Annotated in this window: 15 protein-coding genes and 1 tRNA gene; 12 read left to right on the top strand and 4 right to left on the bottom strand. The window is 73.9% G+C overall.

Features of this window, described 5'->3' with window-relative positions; all coding sequences use genetic code 11:
- Positions 1-94: 94 nt before the first annotated feature.
- The 10 genes from BCL65_RS07065 to BCL65_RS07020 all read left to right on the top strand — a co-directional run bounded on the left by BCL65_RS07065 (position 95) and on the right by BCL65_RS07020 (position 12236).
- The gene (locus BCL65_RS07065; protein WP_165799968.1) at positions 95-1303 is read left to right on the top strand and encodes an MFS transporter; all 1209 of its coding nucleotides are present in this window, start codon (positions 95-97) and stop codon (positions 1301-1303) included.
- Between the two features lie 15 nt (positions 1304-1318).
- Positions 1319-1391 (top strand) — tRNA-Arg (locus tag BCL65_RS07060).
- A 271-nt stretch (positions 1392-1662) separates the two neighbouring features.
- Entirely contained in the window at positions 1663-1983 is a 321-nt protein-coding gene (locus BCL65_RS07055; protein WP_106266543.1) for a DUF3467 domain-containing protein, read from the top strand.
- A gap of 93 nt (positions 1984-2076) precedes the next feature.
- Positions 2077-3732, top strand: a complete 1656-nt coding sequence (locus tag BCL65_RS07050) for a GTPase (protein WP_106266541.1) — start codon at positions 2077-2079, stop codon at positions 3730-3732.
- On the top strand, positions 3729-5306 hold the full coding sequence (locus BCL65_RS07045; protein WP_125206510.1) for a GTPase: 1578 nt from the start codon (positions 3729-3731) through the stop codon (positions 5304-5306). Before BCL65_RS07050 ends, BCL65_RS07045 begins: the two co-directional genes overlap by 4 nt.
- 51 nt (positions 5307-5357) lie before the next feature.
- Positions 5358-5954 (top strand): single-stranded DNA-binding protein, encoded by a 597-nt coding sequence (locus tag BCL65_RS07040; RefSeq protein ID WP_106266539.1) that lies wholly within the window; start codon positions 5358-5360, stop codon positions 5952-5954.
- Positions 5955-6055: 101 nt separating this feature from the next.
- Entirely contained in the window at positions 6056-7738 is a 1683-nt protein-coding gene (gene ettA / locus BCL65_RS07035; RefSeq protein WP_106266538.1) for an energy-dependent translational throttle protein EttA, read from the top strand.
- A 184-nt stretch (positions 7739-7922) separates the two neighbouring features.
- Positions 7923-9995: a dynamin family protein gene (locus tag BCL65_RS07030; RefSeq protein WP_106266536.1), complete on the top strand. Its 2073-nt coding sequence runs from the start codon at positions 7923-7925 to the stop codon at positions 9993-9995.
- Positions 9992-11677, top strand: a complete 1686-nt coding sequence (locus tag BCL65_RS07025) for a GTPase (RefSeq protein WP_106266534.1) — start codon at positions 9992-9994, stop codon at positions 11675-11677. Before BCL65_RS07030 ends, BCL65_RS07025 begins: the two co-directional genes overlap by 4 nt.
- A gap of 61 nt (positions 11678-11738) precedes the next feature.
- Positions 11739-12236 carry an acyl-CoA thioesterase gene (locus tag BCL65_RS07020; RefSeq protein ID WP_106266532.1) on the top strand — a complete coding sequence of 166 codons (498 nt, stop codon included), beginning with the start codon at positions 11739-11741 and terminating at the stop codon, positions 12234-12236.
- Between the two features lie 111 nt (positions 12237-12347).
- On the opposite strand, the gene BCL65_RS07015 is transcribed toward BCL65_RS07020, so the two are convergent.
- From BCL65_RS07015 to BCL65_RS07000, 4 genes are all read right to left on the bottom strand, one after another.
- On the bottom strand, positions 12348-15083 hold the full coding sequence (locus BCL65_RS07015) for a cellulose binding domain-containing protein (protein WP_106266530.1): 2736 nt from the start codon (positions 15081-15083) through the stop codon (positions 12348-12350).
- Between the two features lie 258 nt (positions 15084-15341).
- On the bottom strand, positions 15342-16799 hold the full coding sequence (locus BCL65_RS07010) for an endo-1,4-beta-xylanase (RefSeq protein ID WP_106266529.1): 1458 nt from the start codon (positions 16797-16799) through the stop codon (positions 15342-15344).
- Positions 16800-16895: 96 nt separating this feature from the next.
- Entirely contained in the window at positions 16896-19175 is a 2280-nt protein-coding gene (locus BCL65_RS07005; protein ID WP_243400877.1) for a glycoside hydrolase family 6 protein, read from the bottom strand.
- Positions 19176-19323: 148 nt separating this feature from the next.
- The gene (locus BCL65_RS07000; protein ID WP_106266525.1) at positions 19324-20373 is read right to left on the bottom strand and encodes a LacI family DNA-binding transcriptional regulator; all 1050 of its coding nucleotides are present in this window, start codon (positions 20371-20373) and stop codon (positions 19324-19326) included.
- An 83-nt stretch (positions 20374-20456) separates the two neighbouring features.
- Here BCL65_RS07000 and BCL65_RS06995 point away from each other — a divergent pair, with 83 nt between their 5' ends.
- Both BCL65_RS06995 and BCL65_RS06990 read left to right on the top strand, forming a co-directional pair.
- A complete protein-coding gene (locus BCL65_RS06995) occupies positions 20457-23114 on the top strand; it encodes a substrate-binding domain-containing protein (RefSeq protein ID WP_125206511.1) in 2658 nt (885 codons plus the stop codon).
- Between the two features lie 124 nt (positions 23115-23238).
- Complete coding sequence (locus BCL65_RS06990) at positions 23239-25953, top strand: glycoside hydrolase family 48 protein (protein ID WP_106266522.1); 2715 nt, start codon at positions 23239-23241, stop codon at positions 25951-25953.
- Positions 25954-25960 lie beyond the last annotated feature (7 nt).

Here is a 25960-nt window from a genome sequence, read left to right as displayed (position 1 = left end):
TGTGCTCCGAGCATGCACCCGGGCCCTGACGGGATGCACGGCTTTTTCGCTGGTAGCAGCCTCGCGCCGGTCGTGCTCGCGTATCCTGCGGCAGGTGCCCACCCCCGTGCCCAGCCCGGTCGCCGCGCTCCGTACCGCGCAGTTCAGGACGCTGACCGCCGGTTGGGCGCTGACGAACTTCGCCGACTCGGTGCTCGTCCTGATCCTGGCGGTGTGGGTCACCGACCTCACGGGCAGCGCGGCGCTCGGTGGTGCCACCTTCGCGGCGCTCGGCGTCCCGGCGCTCGCGGCGCCGTTCCTCGGCCGGCTCGCCGACCGCGTGTCCCGCCGTCGGATGCTGGTGTGGACCTACGCGGCCGGGGCGCTCGTGCTCGTCCCGCTGCTCGCCGTCTCGCGCGCGGAGCACGTCTGGGTCGTCTACCTCGTGACCGTGCTCTACGCGACCGTCGCCTACGTGACGGCCGCCTGCCAGTCCGGCCTGCTCAAGGACCTGCTGCCCGACGCGGCCCTGGGCCACGCCAACGGGCGGCTGGCCGCCATCGACCAGGTGTTCCGCATCGCGATGCCGGTGCTCGGTGCGGCCGTGTACGCGTGGGTCGGCCCGGCGCCGCTGGTGGTCGCGGCGATCGTGGCCTTCGTCGCCTCGGCCGCCGTCTTCGCCGTCGTGCGGATCGCGGAGTCGCCGCCGGACGACGAGGCGCGGGCAGGATTCTGGGCCGAGGCCACCGAGGGGTTCCGCTACCTGTTCTCCACGCCGCCGCTCGGCGGCATGACCACCGCGATCCTCTGGGCGATGGCAGCGGTCGGGCTCGTCAACGCGGTGGCGTTCGCGATCCTCGAGCACCTGGGCCTCGAGGCGGCCCTGCTCGGACCGCTGACGGCGCTGCAGGGCGTCGCCGGGCTGGCGGCGGGACTCGTCGTCGGGCGGCTGATGCTGCGGTTCGGCCGGTTGCGGGTGTTCTCGCTCGGCCTCGTGGGTCTGGGTGTCGGACTCGTGCCGCTGGCCGGGTCGTGGGTGCTGCCCGCGGTGCTCGGCATGGGGATCGTGGGCTTCACCGTCACCAGCGCCGTCGTCGCCTACGTGACCGAGCGGCAGGTGCTCACCCCGGTCCGCATGCAGGGCCGGGTCGGTGCCGCCAGCCACGTGGTGCTCAACCTGCCGGGGGTGCTGGTGACCCTGGCCGGCGCGGCCGCGCTCGCCGTCGTCGACCACCGGGTGCTGGTGGCCGTGAACGTCGCCGTGTGCCTGGTGTGCGGGCTGGTCGCGCTGCGGATGCGCGCCCCGGCTCCCGCCGCCGATTGACTACGATGGGCCCGCGCCTCCATAGCTCAATGGATAGAGCAACGGCCTTCTAATCCGTAGGTTGCAGGTTCGAGTCCTGCTGGGGGCACCCGTGCCGCTCAGGCGGCCAACGTCAACGACGCCTGGAAGATGCGATGTCGCCGCCGGACGAGGTGCGGCCGTCACGTGCCCGCGCCGACGGTCGCGATGACGGCTACGCCGCCCGCGACGAGCGCCCACCGAGCGGGCGGCGGTCATTCAAGCAAGCCTCCGCCGAGCGCTCCACCTGCGGGCCCGATCGTGACCAACCTCGCTCTTCGGCGAGGGGTACGGTCGGAGCGACCGCACAACGCCTCCGGACTGCCACAGAGAGGACCGCCATGGCGAGCTCCGAGCTCAAGCTCCAGGTGGATCTGCCCAGCGAGCACGAGACGGGGGTGCCGGCGGACTTCGCGTCCGTGTGGCACACGTCCACGTCGTTCGTCCTCGACTTCGTCGCCGCGAAGTCGCCGGCCAAGCCGGCGGTCGACCAGGCGACCGGCGCCCAGACCGGTGGCCGCGTGATGCCCGCGAGGGTCGTGTCGCGGGTACGGATCCCGCCCCAGCAGGTGTTCGAGCTGGCGCGGGCGCTCACCCAGCAGCTCGACGCCTGGGAGCGCGAGACCGGCCGGAAGGCGGACGGCTCCGGGCCGAAAGCCTGACCGAGGGCCGCCGTCGTCCCCGCGGACGGAGAAGTCGTGCCGTCGACGGCGCGCGCGTTTGGCACCGACCGCCGGGCACGCCAGGATGAGCCCGTGACTTCCTCCACGCGCACCTCCCGCTTCCGCGGCGGGCGGTCGGACGCCGCTGCGGCCGAGGAGCTCGGCCTCACCGTCCACGACGTCGCGCGCGACCTGCGCCGCGACGTCGCCGACGTGCGCCTCCCCCTGTCGATCGACGGCGCGCAGGAGGCTGCGGCGTCGCGCGACCGGCTGCTCGCCCAGCTCGACGAGCACCTGCTGCCACGGCTCGCCGAGCTCAGCTCGCCCGCCGTCGTCGTCGTGGCCGGCTCGACCGGTGCCGGCAAGTCCACCCTCTACAACTCCCTGCTCGGCGAGGAGGTCTCCGAGGCCGGGGTGCTGCGCCCCACCACCCGTGAGCCCGTCCTCGCCTTCAACCCGGCCGACGCCGACGTGATCGCCGACGGGCCCGTCACCGAGCTGTCCCGCGTGATCCACCACGACGGCGTCCCGCGCGGGACCGCGCTGCTCGACGCGCCCGACCTCGACTCGTTCGTGCAGGAGAACCGCTCGATCGCCCAGCAGCTCCTCGAGGGTGCGGACCTGTGGCTCTTCGTCACCACCGCGTCCCGGTACGGCGACGCGCTGCCGTGGCAGGCGCTCGCGCGGGCGACCGAGCGCGGGGCGTCCGTGGCCATGGTCCTCAACCGGGTCCCGCAGGCGGACCTCACCACGATCCGCGGCGACCTGATGGCGAGGCTGCGCGCCCACGGCATGACCGACACGCCGCTGTTCGTGGTCCCGGACGTGGGGCCGCACGAGGGGCTGCTCGAGGAGTCGGTGGTCCGTCAGATCAAGCGGTGGCTCCACATGCTGGCCGGGCCGGACCGGTCCCGGGCCGTCGTGGTGCGCACCCTCAAGGGCTCCCTGGCCGCGCTGCCCGGCTGGGTCACGTCCCTCGCCGACGCGGTCGAGGCGCAGGCCGAGGCCGCCACCAGCCTGCGCCGCCTCGTCGACGCCGAGCTGCCCGCCGCGGAGAAGCTGGCGCGGGACGCCGTGGCCGCGGGCGTCGTCGCCGGGGCGTCGGTCGAGGCGCGGTGGCGCGAGCTGTCCGGCACGGCCGGCGTCGACCGCGTCAAGGTCCGGGGCGACCGCGCCCGCAGCTCGCGCCGGGCGGGCCGCACCCGCTCGGAGGCGCTCGAGGTGCTGCGCGACGACGTCGAGGCCGCCGCCCAGCGGACCCTGACGGCGTCGGGCGCCCGGGTCGAGGAGCGGCTGCGGGCGCTCCTCGGCGGTCCAGCGGCTCCCGCCGGCGGGCCGTACGCGCTGCCGGACGCCGAGGAACGCGCCACGGCGCGTGGCGAGACCACGAGCAGCACGGTCGCGCAGTGGGCTGCGGGGGCGGACGACCGGGTGGCCGCCCTGCTCGGCCCCGAGCCCGCCGCACCCGTGCGGGCGGCCGCCAAGGCGTTCGGCGAGCGCGGCCTGGCGACCCTGCTGCTCGCCGCGGCGGCGGGCAGCGACGACGCCGCGCGGCTCCTGGACCGGGTCGTGGCCGACGTGGCGTCCGAACCGGTGGCGGCGCTGCGCGAGGACCTGGCCGACCGGGCCGCCCTCGTCGTCGGCGCCGAGATCGACGCGGTGCGCGCGCGGCTCGACTCACCCGACCTGGCGGACGACGCGGCCACCGCCCTGCGTCTGCGGCTCGCCGAGCTGAGGAGGCTCACGTGACGACGACCTCGCACGACGCGACGCTGCGCGCGCGCACCGAGGACCTCGCCCAGGCGCTCGCGCTCGCCGGGCCCCGCCTGGACCGGGTGACGGCGCAGCGGGTGGAGACGGCCGTGGAGGGGGTCCGCCGTCGGCTCGAGCTCGGCGTCGACCACACGGTGGTGGCCTTCGCCGGCGGCACCGGCTCCGGCAAGTCCAGCCTGTTCAACAAGATCTCGCGCCTGTCGTTCGCGGACGTCGGGGTCAAGCGGCCGACGACGGCGCGGGTGACGGCCTGCTCGTGGTCCGACGGCGCCGAACCGCTCCTCGACTGGATCGGCGTCGACCGCGAACGGCGGATCACGCACAGCGAGGACCTCGAGGGCGACGGCGCCGCCGGGCTGGCGGGCCTCGTCCTGCTCGACCTCCCCGACCACGACTCGGTGGAGCCCGCGCACCGCGAGGTCGTGGATCGCGTGCTGCCCCTGGTCGACCTGCTGGTGTGGGTGGTGGACCCGCAGAAGTACGCCGACGACGCCCTGCACACCGGCTACCTGAGCGGACAGGTGGGCTCCGAGTCCTCGATGGTGCTGGTGCTCAACCAGGTCGACACCGTGCCCGACTCCCAGCGGGAGAACCTCGTCGAGGACCTCGGCCGGCTCCTGGCCGACGACGGCCTGACCGGGGTGCACGTGCAGCCGGCGTCGGCGAAGACGGGCGAGGGCATCGGCCACGTCCGCGAGATCCTCGAGGAGGCGTGCGCGCGGCGGTCGGTGGCGGCCGGTCGTGCCGCCGCCGAGCTCGACTCCGCGGCGGCCGCGCTGCTCACGCAGGTCCCGGCGGACATCCCCTGGCAGCTCGACGCCGCCGTGGACCGCGAGCTCGAGCCCGTCGTGGGTGCCACCGGGCTCGACGCCGTCGCGAGCCAGGTCGGCGCCGCCGTGCGCAACGGCTACGGCATGCCCGAGGTCCCCGCGCCGGACCGGGACACGATCGCGCTGTCCCGGGCGCGCTGGCTGACCCGTGCCGGGGTCGCCCTGCGTCCCGGCTGGCAGCGGTCGCTGGCCGAGTCGGTCGCCGGGGCGGACCGGCTGCGTGCCGCCGTGGCCGAGGCGCTCAAGGGCGTGGACCTGGACGTGCGGGGTCCGGCCTGGTCACGGCCGGTACGCCGTGCGGCCTGGGTGTGCGCGGCGCTCGGGGCGCTGATGGTGGTCGCGGGCGTGCTCGCGCTGACGGGCGTGCTCGAGGTGGCCGGCCCGTGGGACCAGGTGCTGCTGGGCGGCGGCGTGGTGCTCCTCGTCGTCGCGGCGGTGCTGGCCCTGGTGCGGGCCGTGGTGCGCCGGCGGCTCGCCGCCCGGCGGAGGTCGGAGGTGGCCCGGCAGGGACGCGAGGCGGTGCGGGACGTGCTGGTGCGCCACCTCGGCGAGCCCACGCAGCGGGTGCTCGTGGATCACCGCCGCGTGCGCGAGCTCGCGCGGTCGGCGCGCGACCTGCCGTCGTCCCGTCCGCTCACCGGGGCGCTGAGGCTATCCCCAGCCAGGGTGGCGTCCACAGAAGCACCGGAGCAGGACGACAGGGCCGCCACGTCCGCCTGAGCCTGGGGGTGCGGTCGGCACGGTGCCGGCCAGAGACCCCAGGAGGACCTCATGAGCGAGGCCACGGTGACCGTGACCGGCTACGTCGGCACGACCCCTGCGCTGCACCTGTCCCAGAACGACGTCGCCTGGACCAGCTTCCGCGTGGGTAGCACGCGCCGGCTGCGTGACGCCGTCACGGGGGAGTGGCGGGACGGCAGGACCACATGGTTCACCGTCAAGGCGTTCCGCGGTGCGGCGCGCACCGTCTGCGAGTCCCTCGTGCAGGGACAACCGGTGGTCCTGACCGGGCGGCTCTCCGCCGAGGAGTGGACCGACCGTGACGGCCGCGACCGCGTGAACCTGGTGGTGGACGCCGACGCGATCGGTCCCGACGCCACCCGGGGGATGACGCGGTACACCAAGGTGGTCCACGAGTCGGGCCCGGTGCCCGACGACGAGGGCGGTTCTCCGTGGGCGGTCCCGGCGGCGCCGGACGACGCCCGCTCGCTGACCGGCGACGACGCGACGAGCGAGGCGTCGTCGGGCGACCGCTCCGGACGCGACGACGACCTGGTGGCGGACGACCTGACGGGCGACGACCGGCAGGCGACGGGCGCCCACGTGGTCGACGAGCTCACCGGTGAGGCGGAACCGGTCGGCGGTTGAGGGGCGGCGTCGCGTAGGCTGGGGGACCGGCTGCACGCCGGTCCTCCGCCGTGCCCGCCGGTAACCCTCAGACAGCGCGATCGAACGGTGGAAACGAGCCAGTGGCTGAGTTCATCTACTCCATGTACAAGGCGCGCAAGGCGCACGGCGACAAGGTCATCCTCGATGACGTCACGCTGAACTTCCTGCCCGGCGCCAAGATCGGCGTCGTCGGCCCGAACGGTGCCGGAAAGTCGACGATCCTCAAGATCATGGCCGGCCTGGACCAGCCCTCCAACGGCGACGCGCGGCTGTCGCCCGGCTACACCGTCGGCATCCTCCAGCAGGAGCCGCCGCTGAACGAGGAGAAGACGGTCCTCGGCAACGTCGAGGAGGCCGTCGGGCCGATCAAGGCCAAGGTCGACCGCTTCAACGAGATCTCCACGCTCATGGCCGAGCCCGACGCGGACTTCGACGCACTGATGGCGGAGATGGGCGAGCTGCAGGAGGCCATCGACGCCGCCGACGCGTGGGACCTGGACAGCCAGCTCGAGCAGGCGATGGACGCCCTGCGGTGCCCGCCGCCGGACGCCGACGTCACCGTGCTTTCCGGTGGTGAGCGTCGCCGCGTCGCGCTGTGCAAGCTGCTGCTGGAGAAGCCGGACCTGCTGCTGCTCGACGAGCCCACCAACCACCTGGACGCCGAGTCGGTGCTGTGGCTCGAGCAGCACCTGGCGACGTACCCCGGCGCCGTGCTGGCCGTGACCCACGACCGGTACTTCCTGGACCACGTGGCCCAGTGGATCTGCGAGGTCGACCGCGGCCGCCTGTACCCCTACGAGGGCAACTACTCGACCTACCTGGAGAAGAAGCAGGCCCGTCTCGAGGTCCAGGGCAAGAAGGACCAGAAGCTCGCCAAGCGCCTCAAGGACGAGCTCGAGTGGGTGCGGCAGAGCGCCAAGGGGCGGCAGACCAAGTCCAAGGCGCGCCTGGCCCGCTACGAGGAGATGGCCGCGGAGGCCGAGCGGACGAAGAAGCTCGACTTCGAGGAGATCCAGATCCCGGCCGGTCCGCGCCTGGGCAGCACGGTGCTGGAGGCCAAGAACCTGGAGAAGGGCTTCGGCGACCGCCAGCTCATCGACGGGCTGTCGTTCACGCTGCCCCGCAACGGCATCGTCGGCGTCATCGGCCCCAACGGCGTCGGCAAGACGACCCTGTTCAAGACGATCGTGGGCATGGAGCCGCTCGACGGCGGTGACCTCAAGGTCGGCGACACCGTCAAGATCTCCTACGTGGACCAGTCCCGCGGCGGGATCGACCCGGACAAGTCGCTGTGGGAGGTCGTCTCGAACGGGCACGACTTCATCCAGGTCGGCAACGTCGAGATCCCATCGCGCGCCTACGTGGCCTCTTTCGGCTTCAAGGGCGCGGACCAGCAGAAGGCCGCCGGGGTGCTCTCCGGAGGTGAGCGCAACCGGCTGAACCTGGCGCTCACGCTCAAGCAGGGCGGCAACCTGCTGCTGCTCGACGAGCCGACCAACGACCTCGACGTCGAGACCCTCGGCTCGCTCGAGAACGCGCTGCTCGAGTTCCCCGGCTGCGCCGTCGTGGTCTCGCACGACCGGTGGTTCCTCGACCGCGTCGCCACGCACATCCTCGCCTACGAGGGCACCGACGAGGACCCGGCGAACTGGTACTGGTTCGAGGGCAACTTCGCGTCCTACGAGGAGAACAAGGTGGAGCGCCTCGGCGCGGACGCCGCGCGTCCGCACCGCGTGACCTACCGTCGCCTCACCCGCGACTGACCCCCACCCTCCGTGCCGTTGTGGGCGCGATTTCTGGTCCGTTCTGCCCCGTTATGGGCGATCTTCGGACCCAGAATTCGCGCCCACAACGCTCCGTGGGGCCGGTCGCGCACGGCGCGGCCAGGCGACACGACGACGCGGTCGCCTCCATGCACCGAACGTCCGATGTGTGCAGACTGGGCACATGACCGCGACCGGCCCGCCCGACGAGCACGACGAGCGCACCGACGGAGCCGTCTCGGCGAGCGCCGCGCTGACGCCCGACGCCGGTGCGGCCGCGCTGCTCGATGCGCTGGACGCGCTGCGGGCCCGGCTGGGCGCCCTACGGCTGCCGTTGGAGACCCCGGGCGTCCACCACGCTCGCACCGACCTCGCCCGGGCGACCGACCAGCTCGACGACTATCTCCTGCCCCGCCTGCGCGCCGAGCGTGCGCCGCTGCTCGTCGTCGTCGGCGGGTCGACGGGAGCCGGGAAGTCCACCCTCGTCAACTCGTTGCTGGGGGAGCAGGCGACGGCGCCGGGCGTCCTGCGCCCCACCACCCGCGCCCCGGTGCTCGTCCACCACCCGCTCGACGCCCGGTGGTTCACCGGTGACCGGGTGCTGCCCGGCCTGGCGCGGACCAGCGTCCACGGCACGCCGCCGGACGGCGCACGTGACGGCGGCCGTGGCGACGACCGAGGACCGGCGGCCGGGCCGCGTGCGCTGCGTCTGGTCGCCTCCAGCAACCTGCCGCAGGGACTCGCCCTCCTCGACGCTCCCGACGTCGACTCCGTGGAGGAGGCGAACCGCGACCTCGCCACCCAGCTCCTCGGCGCCGCCGACCTGTGGCTCTTCGTCACCACCGCGGCCCGGTACGCGGACGCGGTGCCGTGGGAGCTGCTGACGACGGCGGCGGCCCGGCGTGCGCAGGTCGCGCTCGTCCTGGACCGGGTCGACCCGGGCACGGAGGAGGTCGCGACCGACCTGCGCCGCCTCATGACCGAGCACGGTCTGGCCGAGGCCGCGCTCTTCGTCGTCCCCGAGGCAGGACCGGGCGGTGAGACCGTGCTGTCGGACGGGCTGCTGCCGGAGCAGGCGGTCGGCGAGCTCGCCACCTGGCTGACGGGCCTGGGCGGCGACCCCGACTCGCGGGCGCGCGTCATCGCTGCGACGCGCGACGGCGTCGTCGACGACCTCGTCCGGCGCGCGAACGAGCTGGCCGGCACGGCCGACGTCCAGCACGCCGCCGACGCGCGCCTGCGCGACGTCGTGGAACGCCACCACGCCGATGCCCTGCGACAGGTCGAGGCCGCGACGTCCGACGGCGCCCTGCTGCGGGGCGAGGTGCTCGCCCGGTGGCAGGACTTCATCGGCACGGGGGAGTTCTTCCGGTCGCTGGAGGCGCGTGCCGGGAAGGTCCGTGACGCCGTCGTGCGGGTCGTGCGCGGCCGGCCCAAGGAGGCGCCGCAGGTGGAACGGGCGATCGCCCACGGTCTCGAGTCCGTGGTGCTCGACGCGGCGGAGCAGGCCGCCGAGCGGACGTATGCCGCCTGGCGCGACGACGCGGCGGGTGCAGGGCTCCTGGACGGCCTCGAGCTGAGCCGCACCGCGCCCGGCCTGCGCCCCGAGGTCGCCGGGGCGATCCGCGCGTGGCAGGGCGACGTCCTCGAGCTCGTCCGGGAGCAGGGGGAGAGCAGGCGAGGGACCGCCCGGGCGCTGTCCCTCGGTGTCAACGCGCTGGGCGTGAGCCTGATGGTCGTCGTCTTCGCCTCGACCGCAGGTCTGACGGGGCTCGAGGTGGGCATCGCCGGCGGTACCGCGGTGGTCGCCCAGAAGCTGCTCGAGGCGGTCTTCGGCGACGATGCGGTGCGTCGCCTCGCCGCGCAGGCGAAGGAACGGCTCACGGCCCGCGTCGACGCCGTGCTGCGCGGCCAGTCCGCCCGGTACACCGCCCAGCTCGACGCACTCGGCACCGACGACGTGCGCGGCGACCGCCTGCGCGACGCGGCCCGCGACGTGGCGGCGGCGGCCCGCGACGAACGGGCCACCCGGTCACGGGCCGACGACGGCCTCACCCGGCCGTGGAGCGGGGGGATGCTGCGGGGCGCGGGGACCTTCCGGCCGCCGACCAGTCCCGAGGGCATCCCCGGGGTGCCGGGTTCGTTCGCGGGGCGCGGGTCCGCAGGCCAGACGACGGCCGACGCAGGGGGGCCCGAGGCCTCGGACGAGCCCAAGGTGCCGTTCTGGCGGCGCTGGCGACGGAAGGACCAGGGATGAAGCCGGATCTCGCCACCCGCACCGCGGCCCTGGCGCAGGCGGTCGCGGCCGGAGCCGGGCGGCTGGACCGCGAGCTGGCCGACGAGGCGCGCGGAGTCGTCGAGCGCGCCCGCGAGCGTGGCGGACTGAGCGCCGAGCACACGGTGGCGGCGCTCGCCGGTGCCACCGGGTCGGGCAAGTCCAGCGTCCTCAACGCCGTGGCCGGCACGGAGCTGGCGGAGCCCGGCGTGCAGCGGCCCACCACCTCGCACGCGCTGGCAGCGGTGTGGGGAGAGGGGGCGGACGACCTGCTGGACTGGTTGGACGTGCGGCGCCGGCACGAGATGGAGCCCGACGTCGACGCCACGCCCTCGAACCGATCGGCCGGGCTGCTGCGCCGCGCTCGGCCGCCGGCCGGCATCTCGACGGGGCTGGTGCTCCTGGACCTGCCGGACCACGACTCGGTGGTGGTCGAGCACCGGGTGCGCGCCGAGCGGCTGGTGGAGCGCGCCGACCTGCTGGTCTGGGTCGTCGACCCGCAGAAGTACGCCGACGCGGCCCTCCACGAGCGGTACCTGCGCCCGCTGGCGGGGCGCTCCGAGGTCGTGGTCGTGGCCCTCAACCAGATCGACCGGCTGGCACCCGACGAGGCCGAGGCGATCCTGGCCGACCTGCGGCGGCTCGTCGCCGCGGACGGGCTCTCCGGGGCGCGCGTGCTGGGGGTGTCCGCGCGCACGGGCGAGGGGGTCGACCGGTTGCGCGGCCTGCTCGCGGACGCGGCCCGACGGCGGGAGGCCGCCACGGCACGCCTGGCCGCGGACACGCGGGCGGTCGCGCGGCGGGTGGTGGACGCGTGCGGGCAGGCGCCTCCGGCCCGGGCGGCCGACCGGGCGCAGGGTGCGCTGGTCGACGCGCTCGAGGAGGCGGCGGGGGCCACCACGGTGGTCGACGCCGTCCGCAGGGCGGCGAAGCGGGACGCGCACCTGGCGACCGGGTGGCCGGTGACGCGCTGGATCACGCGCGCCCGCAAGGACCCGCTGCGTCGGCTCGGGCTGCGCAGCGACCAGGTGCGGGTCCCGGTCGACCGGCCGGACCTTGCTCGCACGTCGCTGCCCCAGACGCGCCCGAGCGTGCGGGCCTCCGCGGCGACGGCGGTGCGCACCTACGTCGACCAGGTCTCCGCGGGGGCGCCGGACGCGTGGGTGCTCGCCGCACGGGAACGGGGGACGGAGGCCGTCGATCGGTTGCCGGACACCCTCGACCAGGCCGTGGCCTCGACCCGCCTGGAGGAGGCGCGGCGCCCTGTCTGGTGGCGGGCGGTCGGAGTGCTGCAGTGGCTCCTGCTGGCGGCGGCGGTGGTGGGGCTGCTGTGGCTGGGTGTCGCGGCGGCGTTGCGCTACTTCCAGCTCCCGGCACTGATCATGCCGGTCCTGACGTTCGACTTCACGCGGTGGGGCGGTGGGGCCTTCGACCTGCCGTGGGCGACGGTGCTCGCCCTGGGCGGCATCCTCGGCGGGCTGCTCGTCGCGCTCCTCGCGCGACCGCTGGCCGCGCTGGGTGCGCGCCGGCGGGCCGGGCGGGTGCGCCGTCGTCTGCGGACGTCGGTGGAGGCCGTGGCGCGCGAGGACGTCCGTGAGCCGGTCGCGGCAGAGATGGCCGCGCTGGCCACGTGCCGTGAGCACGCGGCGACCGCGGCGGCGTGAGGCGGGTGCTGAGACGCCGCCCCGCGCGGACCGGGCGTGGAGCCGTGCGACGATGCCAGGCATGACCCGTCTGCACGTCCCCGTCTCGCTGCGGTGGTCCGACCTCGACGCCTACCAGCACGTCAACAACGTCGCGATGTTCCGGCTGCTGGAGGACGCCCGCATCACGGCGTTCTGGCGCCACCCGGAGGCCGAGGATCCGTGGCCGACGGCGATCCTCGACACGGGCCCGCACGCGACGTCGCACACCTTGGTGGCCGGGCAGCAGATCGAGTACCTGCGACCGCTCGAGTTCTCCCGCGACCCGGTGCGCATCGAGATGTGGATCGGGGCGATCGGCGGCGCCTCGCTCGAGGTCTGCTACGAGGTGTACGACGGCGCTCCCGGCGGCTTCCCGCGCACGGGCCCGGCGTCGGGCCTGGAGCCCTACACCCGTGCGACGACGACGATCGTGGTCCTCGACGCCGAGGCAGGGCGCCCGCGCCGGCTCTCGGCCGACGAGCGGGCGGTGTTCGCGGAGTTCGCCGGCGACCCGATCGTCTTCCGCCGCCGCCGCTGACCCTCGGGCTCGGCACGGCAGTCCCGGCCGAGCGTTGTGGGCGCGATTTCTGTGCCGCGAAGTCCGGCGAAGCGGACGTATCGGGCCAGAGATCGCGCCCACAACATCGGGTCAGGTGGTGCAGGGCTGTCCGTTGGCGGTGGGTGCCGCGATCTCGGCGGGGCTGCCGGTCCCGATGAAGCCGACCGACGCGGTCGCGCCCGGTGCGAGGTCGGTCTGCCACGCCGGTCCCGTCACGGTGACGTGCGCGCCGGTCTGGGTCACGTTCCAGCCCCAGGACTGCGCGACGGTCTCGCCACCGGTGAACTCCCACGCCAGCTCCCACGGGGCGAGGGCCCGGTCGCCGGTGTTGGTCACCTTCATCTCGCCCTGGAAGCCGCCCTGCCACCGGCCGACGACGGCGTAGTCGGCCGCGCAGGAACCCTCAGCCGGGTCCTCGCTCGGGCCCGGGTCCGGCTCGGTGGGGTCGGGAGTGGGCTCGGGGTCCGTCGGGTCCGGGTCCGGCTCGGTCGGGTCCGGCGTCGGCGTCGGCTCCGGCGGGGTGCCGCCGAACTCGCCGACCACGATGCCGCGGCCGTTCGTGCCGACGTAGACCCGCCCGTAGACGTCCGGGTCGCCGGTGATGGCACCGCCCGTCCAGGCGTACTGGTGCTCGTCGTCGTTGATCCGCACCCAACTGGCACCCGCGTCGTCGGACCGGAAGATGCCGCGCACGCCGTCGATCTTCGACGAGGTGTACACGGCCGGGTGGTCATGGCCCTCGGCAGCCTTGCCGAAGCCGATCGTGTCACCCTCGTCGACGCCGGCGACGGGTTCGAACGTCTCGCCGTGGTCGGTCGAGCGCCACATCCCGTAGACGCCGTCGGCCTCGCCCCCGGCGACCCACACGTGCCCGGCGTGGCCGGGGACGGCCTCGACGTGGTGCCGCCCGGCGTCGGGCAGCCCGGTCGCGGACGACGCGGCGAAGGTCGCGCCGCCGTCGTGCGAGGTGTAGAACCTGCCGTCGGCGAGCGCGTAGAACACCGACGGGTCCTCCCGGTCGGCGCGCACGGTGGCGCCGTCGGGCACGCCGGTCGAGGGTGTCCAGGACGAGCCCAGCGACGTCGAGACGTGCACGCCGGTGCCCTCGGGGCTCCACACGATCGCCGAGCCGTCCGCCGCCATCGCCACGTTGCCGGGACCGGTGGCGCCGGCCGGCTGCTGCCCGGCCCACCAGGAGTCACCACCGGAGGTGGTCACCCCGAGGAGCTGGTCGCCGCCGGTACCGACGCGCACCATCGTGTCCGGCTCCTGCCACGCGACGTCGAGGCTCAGCACGCCGCTCTGGTACGGCTGGGTGTAGCCGTAGGCGTCGGGCACCTGGGTGATGTCGTGGTGCACGAAACCGCCGATGTCGTACATCCCCGAGACCAGCTCGACGTCCCCGGGCGGGGCCACCAGGTCCTGGATCGCCGTCTCCTCGATGCCCTGGGCCCGGACGGAGATGTCGACCGTGCCGCCGTCGTCCCACGCGGTGAGGTTCTCGCCACCGTAGATCGTGGCGCCGGTGCCGTACAGGAAGCGGTCCGAGTCGAACGGGTCGATCTCGAAGCTCTCGGTCATCCAGCCCAGCTTGGGGGAGTCCTCGGGCGGAGTGCCGGTGCTGCCGAAGTCCAGCCACGGTGCCCCCGAGATGTCGAGGTCGTAGCGCTTCGACCGCTCCGGATAGCTGGTCCACTCCCAGATGGGCTCCCAGGTCTCACCGCGGTCCGTGGACCGGAAGACCTGGATGTCGGGGTACCACGAGATCTGCGAGACCACCATGAGCGTGTCCGGGTCCTGGCGGTCGATCGTCAGGCCGGAGTACCCGAAGTAGGCGTCCGGGTCGTCGGAGGGCACCGGGCTGATCCGGGTCCACCCGTCCGTGGCGGTGTCGAGGCGCCACACGTCGCCGGAGCCGCCGTCGTACGGGCCGCCCGTGTCCGACGTCGCCACGTAGAGCTGCCCGGAGGTGTGGTCGAGCTCCGCCTTGTGCGGGATGAACCCGGTGGGCTGGCCGGGCACCCGCTCCCAGGTCTCGCCGGCGTCCGTGGAGCGGTAGACGTTGTTCTCGGTGTCCGCCACGCCGACGTAGATCGTCGGGGTGGGCTCGCCCGGCGTGCCGGAGGTCGGGTCGAAGAGCGTCCACACGACGCCCTGGATGCTGTCGCTGTACTCGCCGCCGTCGGGGTCGGCGACGTAGTTGCCGGGGTTCGGGAAGCTCGTGACCTCGGACCAGCTGGCGCCCGAGTCGGTGGAGCGCCACAGGCCGTTCCCGCCCTCCGTGCCCAGGTAGAGCACCGAGTTGTCGTTCGGGTCCACCATGAGACGCTCGCCCATGCCGCGGCCCGGCATGTTCCCTCCCACCTTGAACGGCAGGTCGGTCTTCGTCCACGTCTCGCCGCGGTCGGACGAACGCAGCACGGCCCCGTCGTTCGGGTCCCAGGAGTTCGTGTAGGAGCCGACCATGGCGTAGACGTTGTCCGGATCGACGGGGTCGGTCGCGAGCGACAGCACCCCGGAATGGCCCCAGTCGTCCCAGCCGACGTGGTCGAGCAGGGGCACCCAGCGCTGGGTGGCCTGGTCGAGCCGGTAGGCGCCGCCGACGTCGGTGCGCGCGTAGACGAGGCCGGGCTCGGACTCGCTGTACACGATGCCGGGGACGAACCCGCCGCCGACCATCTCGACGTTGCGCCAGTCGTAGTCGTCGGCGATGCTCGCCGGCGCGGCGGCGAGCGGAGCGGCGGGCGTCTGCGCGACGGCGGCACCCACCCCCGCGGCCACGAGCCCGGTGGTCGCCAGCACGGCGACCGCTGGTCGAAGTCTCATCCGATCTCACTCCTCGGTGCGGACGGACCGGGCCGCGGCCGGTGGCCGGCCCGGGTGACACGTCGTCGTGTCTGGGACGCACCGTAGTCGAAGCGCTTCGATGAAAGGGGGCCGCAGCTGGGCGCGAAACGTTTAGGAGCCAGCACCCGTCGAGGGACCGCGAAGAGTTGTGGGCGGGAAATCTGGGCGCGAGATCAGCACCAAAGGTGCGTATCGGGCCAGATTTCCCGCCCACAACGGGAGGCGAGCGGGGCCGGGTCAGGAGCAGTCGGCGCCGTTCACCGTGTATTGCGTCGGCACGCCGCTGTCACCGCTGTGCGTCGCGTTGTAGCCGATCTGGACCGACCCGCCCGCGGGTACGGCACCGTTCCAGGCGGCGTGGGTTGCCGTGATCGTCGAGCCGGACTGGGACCAGTCGGCGGACCAGCCGTTCGTCAGCGTCTGCCCGGCGGGCAGGTCGGCCGTGAGCGTCCACGCGCTCCAGGAGGAGTCGCCGGTGTTGGTCAGGGTGACCGTGCCGGTGTACCCCGTGTTCCAGCCGGCGTTCGACCAGCTCACCGAGCACGCGGCGTCGCCCGGGTCACCCGGGTCACCCGGGTCGCTCGGGTCCGGGTCGGGTTCGCCCTCGACCTGCGCGCCCAGGGCCTCGGCGATCGCGGTGTAGGCGGGCTTGGCCCGGTACTGCGCGTCCCACGGCAGGGCCGCGCCCTGGCCGCCGAACACGTCGGGCACCCAGGAGTGCCCGTCGTCGATGCCCCACACGGTCACGCCGGTGCAGCGGTCGACGGCGAGGCACGCCTCGACCACGGCGCGGTAGTCCCGCGCCTGCTGCGCCAGGTCGGTCGTGGATGCCGGGACGTTCATCCGGACGTCGAGCTCGGTGATGCGGACGTCGACGCCGAGGTCGGCGAACCGCTGGAGGTTCTGCTGGTAGGTGCTCGGCACCTGCCCGACGATGAGGTGCGACTGGAAGCCGACGCAGTCGATCGGGACGCCGTCGGCGAGAAGATCGGCCACCAGGTCGTACATCGCGGTCGACTTCGCGTTGATGCCGTCGGTGCTGTAGTCGTTCAGGCAGAGGTCGGCGTCCGGCGCGGCCTGCCGGGCCCGGGTCAGCGCGTCGGCGATGTAGCCGTCGCCCAGCACGCGCTGGAAGACGCTCTGGCGGCGGCTGCCGTCCTGCTCCCACATCTCGTTGACCACGTCCCAGGAGTCGACGTCGCCGGCGTACCGCCCGGCCACCGCGTCGATGTGGTCGTACATCGCGTCGCGGAGCCGCGTGGGGTCCGTGATGCCCTCCGCCCAGCCCGGCAGCTGGGAGTGCCACACGAGCGTGTGGCCGTACAGGTCGGCGTCCTGCGCGGCGGCGAAGTCCGCGACCTGGTCGGCCTGGCCCCAGCTGTAGCTGCCCTGGCTCGGCTCGGTGGCGTCCCACTTCATCGCGTTCTCCGCGACGACGAGGTTGAACTCGCGTTCGGCGATCGCGCGGTAGCCGGGGTCGTTCAGATGACCCGGTGTGAGGGCGAACCCGAGCGTGATGCCCTGGCGCTCCGCGGCGTCGCGGAGCGGCTCGTGGACGGGCTCGGCCGCCTGGGCGGGCCCGGTCAGCATCCCGCCGGCCAGCAGCGCGCCGCCGAGCAGGGCGGTGGCGGCGGCCCCGGCGACCGACCTGCGGGCGCCACGATCATGGTAATCGTTTTCGAATGATGTTCGCATGATTCCTCCGGAAGATGGCGTGGAACCCGCGGCCGGGGCACGGAGCCCCGGCCGCGGAGCAGGGGGCGGGGGCGGCCGGAGCCGCCCCCGCGAGGGTCAGGCGATGTCGCAGGCCACGCCGTCGAGGGCGAAGTCGTCCGGAGCCGTGTTGGTCCCGGAGTGCGACCCGTTGAAGCCGAACGTCACGGAGCCGCCGGCCGGGATGGTGGTCGACCACGCCGCCGGCGTGATCGTCACCGCGGAGCCGCTCTGCGAGGCCTGCGCGGACCAGATCTGGTCCACGGTCTGGCCGTCGGCGAAGGTGAACGTCAGCTCCCAGCCGTCGATCGCGGCGTCGGAGTCGTTCGTCACCACGAAGGATCCGGTGAACCCGGTGTTCCAGGAGTTGGCCGAGTAGTCCACGGTGCACCCGCCGGTCGGCGTGGTCCCACCCTCCTCGGTGGTCACCGACAGGGCGTCCGAGGCCGCGGAGGCGTTGCCGGCCGCGTCGTACGCGGTGACCGTGTACGAGTACGCGGTGTCCGCGGCGAGACCCGAGTCCGTGGCGGAGGTCCCCGTCACGTCGGCGACCAGGTCACCGTCCCGGTGCACCCGGTAGCCGGCGACGCCCGTGTCGTCGTCGGCGGCCGCCCAGGTGAGCTCCACCGACGACGACGTGACCTCGCCCGCCGCGAGCCCGGTCGGCACGGTCGGCGCCTGCGTGTCCTCCCCGCCGGTCGCCTCCTTCGTCGTGACGGTCACGGGTGCCGACGCCGCGGAGACGTTGCCCGCCGCGTCTCGCGCGGTGACGGTCACCTCGTAGGTGGTCGACGGCGTCAGCCCGGTGAGGGTGTACGACGTCGTCGCGCTCGTCCCGGCCTCTGCGCCGTCGACGAGGACCGTGTACCGGGTGACGCCCGTGTCGTCGCTCGAGGCGCCCCAGGTCAGGTCGGTCGAGGTGCTGGTCGTGCCGGTCGCCGCCAGGTCGGCAGGTGCCGTCGGCGCCTCGGTGTCGGGGTCGACCGAGCCGCCGTCGATCGGCGGGTAGGCGTTGGTCACCAGCATCTCGAACTGGTCCTGGAACCACTGGCCGGCCAGCGGCGCGCCGCCCAGGGCGCCCGTGAGCTTGCCGTCGAGCTTCGGGGAGGCGAACGTCGGGTCGCACATGCGGTCGAAGCTCTTGCCCTGGTCGTTCGGGATCTCCTCGGAGTTGCCGTCCGACTCGCCCGGAGGCTTGACCCACACGTAGGCGTCGAGGTGCGAGGCCGGGTTGTCGGTCGGGTTGACCGTCGGGCGCTCGCCCAGGCCGGCCCCGGCCGGGTTGCACCACGCGCCACGGTGGGTGCGGCGGTCCACGCGGGACTCGTCCACATAGGTGTTCAGGGTGCTGGAGCTGCTCTCGGCCGTCGGCCGGTCAGGCCCGCCCCAGCCGTTGCGCGAGGTGTCGATGAGCATGCCGATGTCCGAGGGGAACCCGGCGGCCACGGCGAGCGAGTACAGGTGCTCGGTCCAGTCGAGCTCGTCGAAGTCGCTGTTCCACTGGTAGAAGTCCGCCTGGCGCACCTGGGTGCCGCCGCCGCTGCCGAACGGCTCGTCCTCCAGGAACGGCTCGTGCAGCGGGGTCGAGTTCGCGGTGTTGGTCACGAACCCGGCCACGGTGTCGTAGCCGTGCTCGGTGCTGGTGACGACCTCCTGGAAGACGTCGACGGCGGGTCCGGCGTTGGAGTCCCAGCCGAGCCATCCGGCGTGCGCCGCGTCGATGTAGGAGTAGACGTTGCCGGCCTCGTAGAGGCGGTCCAGGGCGTAGGCCGTGCCCTCGCGGTAGTACGGCGCCGACTCCTGGCACTTGGGCTCGGACATGTTGGTGACCAGGTTCGGCAGCGAGTCCGGCTCGATGGTGGCGACGACCCGCAGGTCGGCGTACTGCGGCTCGGCCAGCATGTCGGCGATGACGTCGATGTACTCGTTCTTGTACTCGGCCATGCCCTCGGGCGTGGGGTCGAGCAGACCGTTGGACGCCAGCGCGTAGCAGTCGCGCCCCGGCAGGTTGTAGATCACCAGGTTGAACACCATCGGGGTGTCACCCTGCTGCTGCTCGAGGGCGGCGTCCAGGTGGTAGCGCAGGCCGGGCCCGTCGACGTTGCCCTCGATGGCCGATGTGCGGTCCATCCACACCGAGGTGGGGGTGTCGGCGAGGGTCAGCATCTGCTGGCCGAGGTCGCCGCCAGCCTCCGCGGCGGCGTCGACCACGTTCTCGGACCAGTAGGAGTTCACGTACTGGTCGGCGCCGACGTACGGGTTGTCGACCCGCTCCGCCGCCGAGGCGGTGGTGGTGGCGCCCAGCAGGGGGACAGCGGCCAGGGCCAGCGTCGCCGCCACGGCGACGGGTCGGGACACCGCTTCGTCGCGGGGCCGCAAGGATCGTGATCGCACGGGATCCTCCAGGAGATCGGAAGCACGGGCCTCGTCGCCCGTGCGCCGGGCTGTCGGCCCGACGTCCCCAACGTGGCCTGGTTGCGCTCCCACGCGCATCCCGCTGAAACGTTTAGGGCAGTCCGGTGCTCGGTGGCGGGGCCGTCGTCCCGCGGATCACCAGGCGCGCGGACGGCACCCCTGCCGGCGGCTGCGGGGCGATCCGCAGGGCCGACGCCACGGTCGCGGCCAGGTCGTGCCACGGCCGGCCGACCGCGGTGAGCTGCGGATCCACCAGGCGGCAGGTCTCGGCATCGGCGCCGGAGACCACGGAGACGTCCCACGGCACCTCCAGGCCACGATGGCGAGCTGCCTCCAGCACGGCCAGCGCCGTGACGTCGCCGTCGGTGACCACCGCCGTCGGCCGCTGGTCGTCCGCCAGGAAGCGGGCGGCGGCAGCACCGGCCGCCGGGGCCGACGCGGCCTCGACGACGTCCACCGTCGCCACGAGACCGGCCGTGGCGGTCAGCAGGCCCGCATGCAGCGCCCGCGCGACGTCGCCGTCCGCGTCGGCCACCAGCAGCACCAGCCGCCGGTGCCCCAGGTCGACGAGGTAGCGGCCGACGGCGGCCTCCGCGTCGCCGTCGAACCACACGCCGCGCTCGATCCCGGCCGTGCCCAGGCCCGGGGGCGTGACGCCCACCACCCGCGCGCCGACCCGCGCCGCTGCTCGCGTGCGGGGGTCGTCGAGCAGCAGGTCCTGGACCACGAACGCGGTGTGCCGTCGCTCGCTCAAGTCCCGCTCGAGGTCCGTGGCACCCGTCGCGCGGTCCGCGGCCACCTCGACCGAGAGCGCGACGGTGCCCAGCACCGCCCGCAGCCCGCTCGCGAGGTCGAGCCCGGCCGACCGGCTGTGGGACGCGCCGACGCCGTCGAGCACCTGGAGACCCACGCTGGTCACGGCGGCAGAGCGCATCGAGCGGGCGGCGGCGCTGGGGCGCCAGTCGAGGTCGGCTGCCACCTTGAGCACGTGCCGCCGGGTGCTGTCGGAGACCCCCTGACGTCCGTTGAGCGCGTAGGAGACCACCGCGATGGAGACGCCGGCGGCCCGCGCGACGTCGGTGATCGTGACGCGACGACCGGCGGCCGCAGGGGTGCCGCCGGTGGCTGGAGTTCTGGACACGCTCCCACACTCTGCCGGTTTTCAGGGCATGATGCACCTGCGGGGGGCGCACGCAGGACTCGACGGCGAGGACGGTGGTGCACGTGTCGATCTGGGCACAGGCAGGCAGAGGACCAGGCAGAACACTGACGATCGGGGTGCTGTGCCCGGTCGTCGGTGGCTACTACTTCGGGCGGATGCTCGCCGGGATGGCCCGGGTGCTGCGTTCCGAGGGGCACCGGTTGGTCGCGGTGCAGACGTACCCGGCCGACATCGATCGTGACGAGTTCCCCGTGCCGCCCTACCGGCGTGCCGCGCCGGGCCTGGGCAGGTTCGACGGTCTGGTCGTCGTGACCACCGCGCTCGCCGACGCCGAGCTGCGGCGCCTCGACGCGACCGGCACCCCGGTCGTGACCCTGGGCGTCCCGCCCGACGACCTGCGGGCACCTGCCGTGTCGCCCGACAACGTCGGTGGCGTGCGGGCAGCCGTCGACCACCTGGTCGAGCACGGTCACCGCAGCATCGGGTTCCTCGGCAGCACCGACCAGCGTGACATCGCCGAGCGCTACGACGCCTTCCGCGACGCCCTGGCGGCGCACGGCCTCGAGCACGCCCCCGAGCACGTGTACCGGACCCGCGACAACCAGGAGGCCGCCGCGGAGGCGGTGGCCCGCCGGCTGGCCGAGCAGGGCATGGCCACGACGGCGACCCTGGCGGCCACCGACCGCAACGCCGTCGGGTTCCTGCGCGGGCTGCACCTGTCCGGGCTGGACGCCCCGGCGGTCCAGGCCGTCGTCGGCTTCGACAACTCGGACGTCGGTGCTCGCACGTGGCCCCGCCTGACGTCGGTGGACCCGATGCACGACGCGGTCGGGGAGCGGGCCGCGGAGCTGGTGCTGGCGCGCGCCCGCGGGGAGCGCGTCGGAGGCGTGCACCGGCTCGACGTCTCGGCGCTGGTGATGCGTGAGTCGTGCGGCTGCGCGCGGGGCACCCGGAGCACGGTGGTGGTGGCGGGCAACGCACCGCGATGCGACCCCGACCCGCTCGGGACGGTCGCCCGCGTGGTGTTCGCCCGTGCCGACGGCGTGCGCAACCCCGGGGCGACCGAGGCCTGGCTGACGATGGTGCGCCAGCTCGTCGAGGCGAGCGTCGCGACGGCCCAGCAGCCGCCGGCCACGGCGCTGCGAGCGCTCGGCGACCGCACGGCCACCCTGCGCCCGGGGCCCGGCGCCCTCGAGCAGCTCGTCCCGGCGCTGCGCCTCGAGAGCGCGCGGGTGCGCGAGCGGCTGGCCGAGCGTGCCGCCGCGGCGGCGACCCGGGAGGACGGCCCAGCCGTCGTCGCCGGGCTCGAGCCGGAGGCGGCCGACGCCGTCGAGGAGGCGATCTCCGAGATCGTCGTGGCCCTCGCCCGAGGGTGCGCGCACGGCGACCTGGCGCGCGCGGGGCGGCTCGAGCAGGACCTCGTCGACCAGAACCTCGTCGACCTGGAGCTGATGCGGGCCGACGGGGAGTCCCTGCGCCGCCTGGACTGGATGCCGCGCGCACGCACCTCGACGGCTGCGCTCGCGCTGTGGGAGGACGACCCGGCGCGCCCCGGCGAGCGGGTGCTGCGCGTCGTGGGCGTACGGGGTGGCGCGGGGGAGAACCTGGTGGGCCGCACGATGCCCTCGCAGGAGTTCCCGCCGCCGGCACTCACCGACCCGCGCTCGCTGACCGTCGTGGTCCCGGTGGCGTTCGGTCGGTCCGACCGCGGGTTCCTGGCCGTCGGCGGGCTCGTCGACTCGCGGGCGACCAGCACCCGCGCCCGCTACAACCACTGGGCCGCGATGCTCGCCGTGGCCCTCGAGGCCGAGGAGTCGTTGACGGCCCTGCAGGACCAGCGCCGCCGGCTCGTCGAGGAGGCCGAGCGCGAGCGGGCGCTGGCGCACGACGTCGCCGAGGTCGAGGAGCGCTCCGCCCTCGTCTCGATCGCGGCCAACGACGGCACCTGGGACTGGGACGTCGACGCCGGCACCGTGCGCTACTCGGAGGCGTGGGCCAGGACCGTGGGCCTGGACCGCAGCGCGCTCGCCGACGACCCGCGCGAGTGGTTCTCCCGCGTGCACCCGGAGGACGCCCGGCGGGTGCACGCCGCCGTGGCCGCGCAGCTGTCGGGTACGCGCGAGCCGTTGGACGTGGAGCACCGCATCCGGCACGCCGACGGCGACTACCTGCATGTCCGGTGCCGAGCGGTGACCGTGCACGACGCCGGTGACCGGCCGGCCCGGCTCGTGGGCGCCATGGCCGTGGTCGGGGACACCTCGTCGTCGCCGGTGCTCCCGGCCGAGCGCCCCTTCGTGGACGTGGAGACGGGTCTGGTGGTGCACGAGCTGTTCGTGGACCGCCTCGAGCGGGCGATCCGTCGCCGCCGGCGGCTGCCCGCCTACGCGTGGCAGGTCCTCGCCGTGTCCTTGCCCGGACCGCCGGCGGGCGCGGACCTGCGCCGGCTGCGGGGCGAGCTCGACGAGGACGACTGCGCCACCCCCGTCGGGACCGTGGGTGTGGCGGTGCTGCTCGACGGGCAGGACGGCAGGTCCGCTCAGCACCGGGCGGCGCGGCTCGCCGCGGTCCTCGGCTCGCGGGCCGACGTGCAGCGGGTCGCCACGACCGAGCCGGGCGGTGCTCCCCTCAGGGCGGCCGATGTCCTGGAGCGCGTCACCGCCGCGCTGAACCGCAAGACCGGCGTGCTGCGGTGGCAGGCCACGGCCGACGCCCACGCGTGACGCCGGGCCGAGGACGCCCCGCCCACGAAGCGGGCGGGGCGTCCTCCTAAACGTTTCGCCGCGTTGTGGGAACGCTTCCATCCCTCGATCGTCAGGGTGTCCGCTCAACGAAGAGAGGTGCACCATGCATCGCGCATCCATCCGATCCCGGCTGCTGGCAGGGGCCGCGGCGTCGGCCACCCTGGCCGCGCTGGTCGCGGCCGTCCCCGCCGGCGCGGCGCCGCCCGCGTCGGCCGACGCCGCCGCGGCACCCGCCGCCGCGGCACCCGTCGCCGCGGCACCCGTCGCTGCGGCGCTCGGCGACCTCGACACCGACGGGGAGTACACCCAGCGGTTCCTGGAGCTCTACGACAAGATCCACGACCCCGCCAACGGGTACTTCTCCGACCAGGGCATCCCGTACCACGCCGTCGAGTCGCTCATGGTGGAGGCCCCGGACAACGGTCACGAGACCACGAGCGAGGCGTACTCGTTCTGGCTCTGGCTGGAGACGTCCTACGGTCAGGTGACCGGGGACTGGGAACCGTTCAACGACGCCTGGGCCACCCTCGAGGCGTACATGATCCCGACCACGGAGAACCAGCCCACCAACGGCGCCTACGACCCGGGCAGCCCGGCCACCTACGCCGCCGAGCACAACCACCCCAGCGGCTACCCCTCCGAGCTCGACTCCGGGGTCACCGTCGGCAGCGACCCGCTCGCGGGCGAGCTCTCCCAGACGTACGGCACCGACGAGATCTACGGGATGCACTGGCTCGCCGACGTCGACAACGTCTACGGCTACGGCGCCGCCCCGGGCTCCGGCGAGCTGCTCGGCCCCGACCACGAGGGCACGAGCTACATCAACACGTTCCAGCGCGGTCCCGAGGAGTCCGTCTGGGAGACGATCCCGCAGCCGTCGATCGACGACTTCTCCTACGGCGGGGAGTTCGGCTACCTCGACCTGTTCACGGCCGACCCGCAACCGGCGAAGCAGTGGAAGTACACCAACGCCCCCGACGCCGACGCCCGGGCCGTCGAGGCGGCCTACTGGGCCAACAAGTTCGCGACCGAGCAGGGCCAGCCGGAGGCCGTGGCCGAGGCCGTGGGCAAGGCCGCCAAGATGGGCGACTACCTGCGGTACTCGCTCTTCGACAAGTACTTCAAGACTCCCGGCTGCGACTCGCCGTCGTGCCCCGCTGGCAGCGGTCGCGACAGCGCCCACTACCTGCTGAGCTGGTACTACGCCTGGGGCGGCGCGCTCGACGAGCAGGCTCCGTGGGCCTGGCGCATCGGCTCCTCCCACGCGCACTTCGGCTACCAGAACCCGATGGCCGCCTGGGCGCTGGCGAACGACCCCGACCTCGTGCCCGACTCGGCGACCGCCGACGACGACTGGTCGAAGAGCCTCGACCGGCAGGTCGAGCTCTTCCAGTGGCTCCAGTCCCCGGAGGGTGGCATCGCCGGCGGCGCCACGAACAGCTGGGACGGCGCCTACGCCGAGCGGCCCGCCGGGACGTCGACGTTCTACGGCATGGCCTACGACGAGGCCCCGGTCTACCACGACCCGCCGTCGAACGAGTGGTTCGGCATGCAGGGCTGGGGCGTGGAGCGGATCGCGCAGCTCTACCACGAGACCGGCGACGATCGGGCGAAGGACATCCTGGACTCCTGGGTGCCGTGGGTGATCTCCCACATCACCGTCTCCGAGGACGACTGGCAGATCCCGTCCAACATCGCCTGGACCGGTCAGCCCGACACCTGGGACCCGGAGAACCCGGGTGACAACTCCGGCCTCAGCGTCGAGGTCACCGGGTACGGCCAGGACGTCGGCGTCGCGGGCGCTCTCGCCCGCACGCTGATGTACTACGCGGCGGCCTCCGGCGACACGCAGGCGCAGCAGGTCTCGCACGACCTGCTCGACGCCCTGTGGACGCAGAGCTCGGACCCCCTGGGCGTGGCCACCACCGAGACGCGCGGCGACTATGGCCGCTTCGACGACGTGCTGACCGAGCCGGACGGCGACGGCGTCTACGTCCCCGAGGGCTGGAGCGGCACCATGCCCAACGGCGACGTCATCGAGCCCGGCGTGTCCTTCATCGACATCCGCTCGTTCCTGCGCGACGACCCCGAGTGGGACAAGGTCCAGGCGCACCTCGACGGCGGGCCGGAGCCGGAGTTCACCTACCACCGGTTCTGGGCCCAGACGGCGGTGGCGACGGCGCTCGCCGACTACGACCGGCTCTTCGGCGACGTCGTCGAGCCGCCGGAGGACGTCGAGGCGCCGACGGCACCGCAGGACCTGACCGCGACGGCGGACGGCACCACGGTGGAGCTCTCCTGGACCGCGTCGACGGACGACGTGCGGGTGACCGGGTACGACGTCACCCGTGACGGCGAGGTCGTGGCCGGCGTCGGAGGGACCACGACGGCGTTCACCGACGCGGGCCTCGAGGAGTCGACCGAGTACACCTACGCGGTGACGGCGCACGACGCCGCGGGCAACGTGTCCGCTGCGTCCGACGCCGTGACGGTGACGACGGGGGAGGGCGAGGTCGACCCGCCGGCCGGTGCCTGCACCGCCGAGCTCTCGATCGCGAACTCCTGGTCCGGCGGGTACCAGGGCGCCATCACGGTCACCGGGGGCGCCGAGGGCGTCCAGGGCTGGCAGGTCACCGTTCCCGACGGGCTGACGACGTCGAACATGTGGGGCGGTCGCCTCGCCGACGGTGTCGTCACGCCGGAGTCGTGGAACGCGGACCTCGGTCCCGACCAGACCGCCACGGTCGGGTTCATCGGCAACGGTGCGGCCCCGGCCGCGCAGGAGCTCGACTGCACCGGGACGGTCCCGGCGGGCTGACGCCGAC

Source organism: Isoptericola halotolerans (assembly GCF_003003075.1).
GTDB lineage: Bacteria > Actinomycetota > Actinomycetes > Actinomycetales > Cellulomonadaceae > Isoptericola > Isoptericola halotolerans_A.
This window is presented reverse-complemented; position numbering and strand designations above follow the sequence as displayed.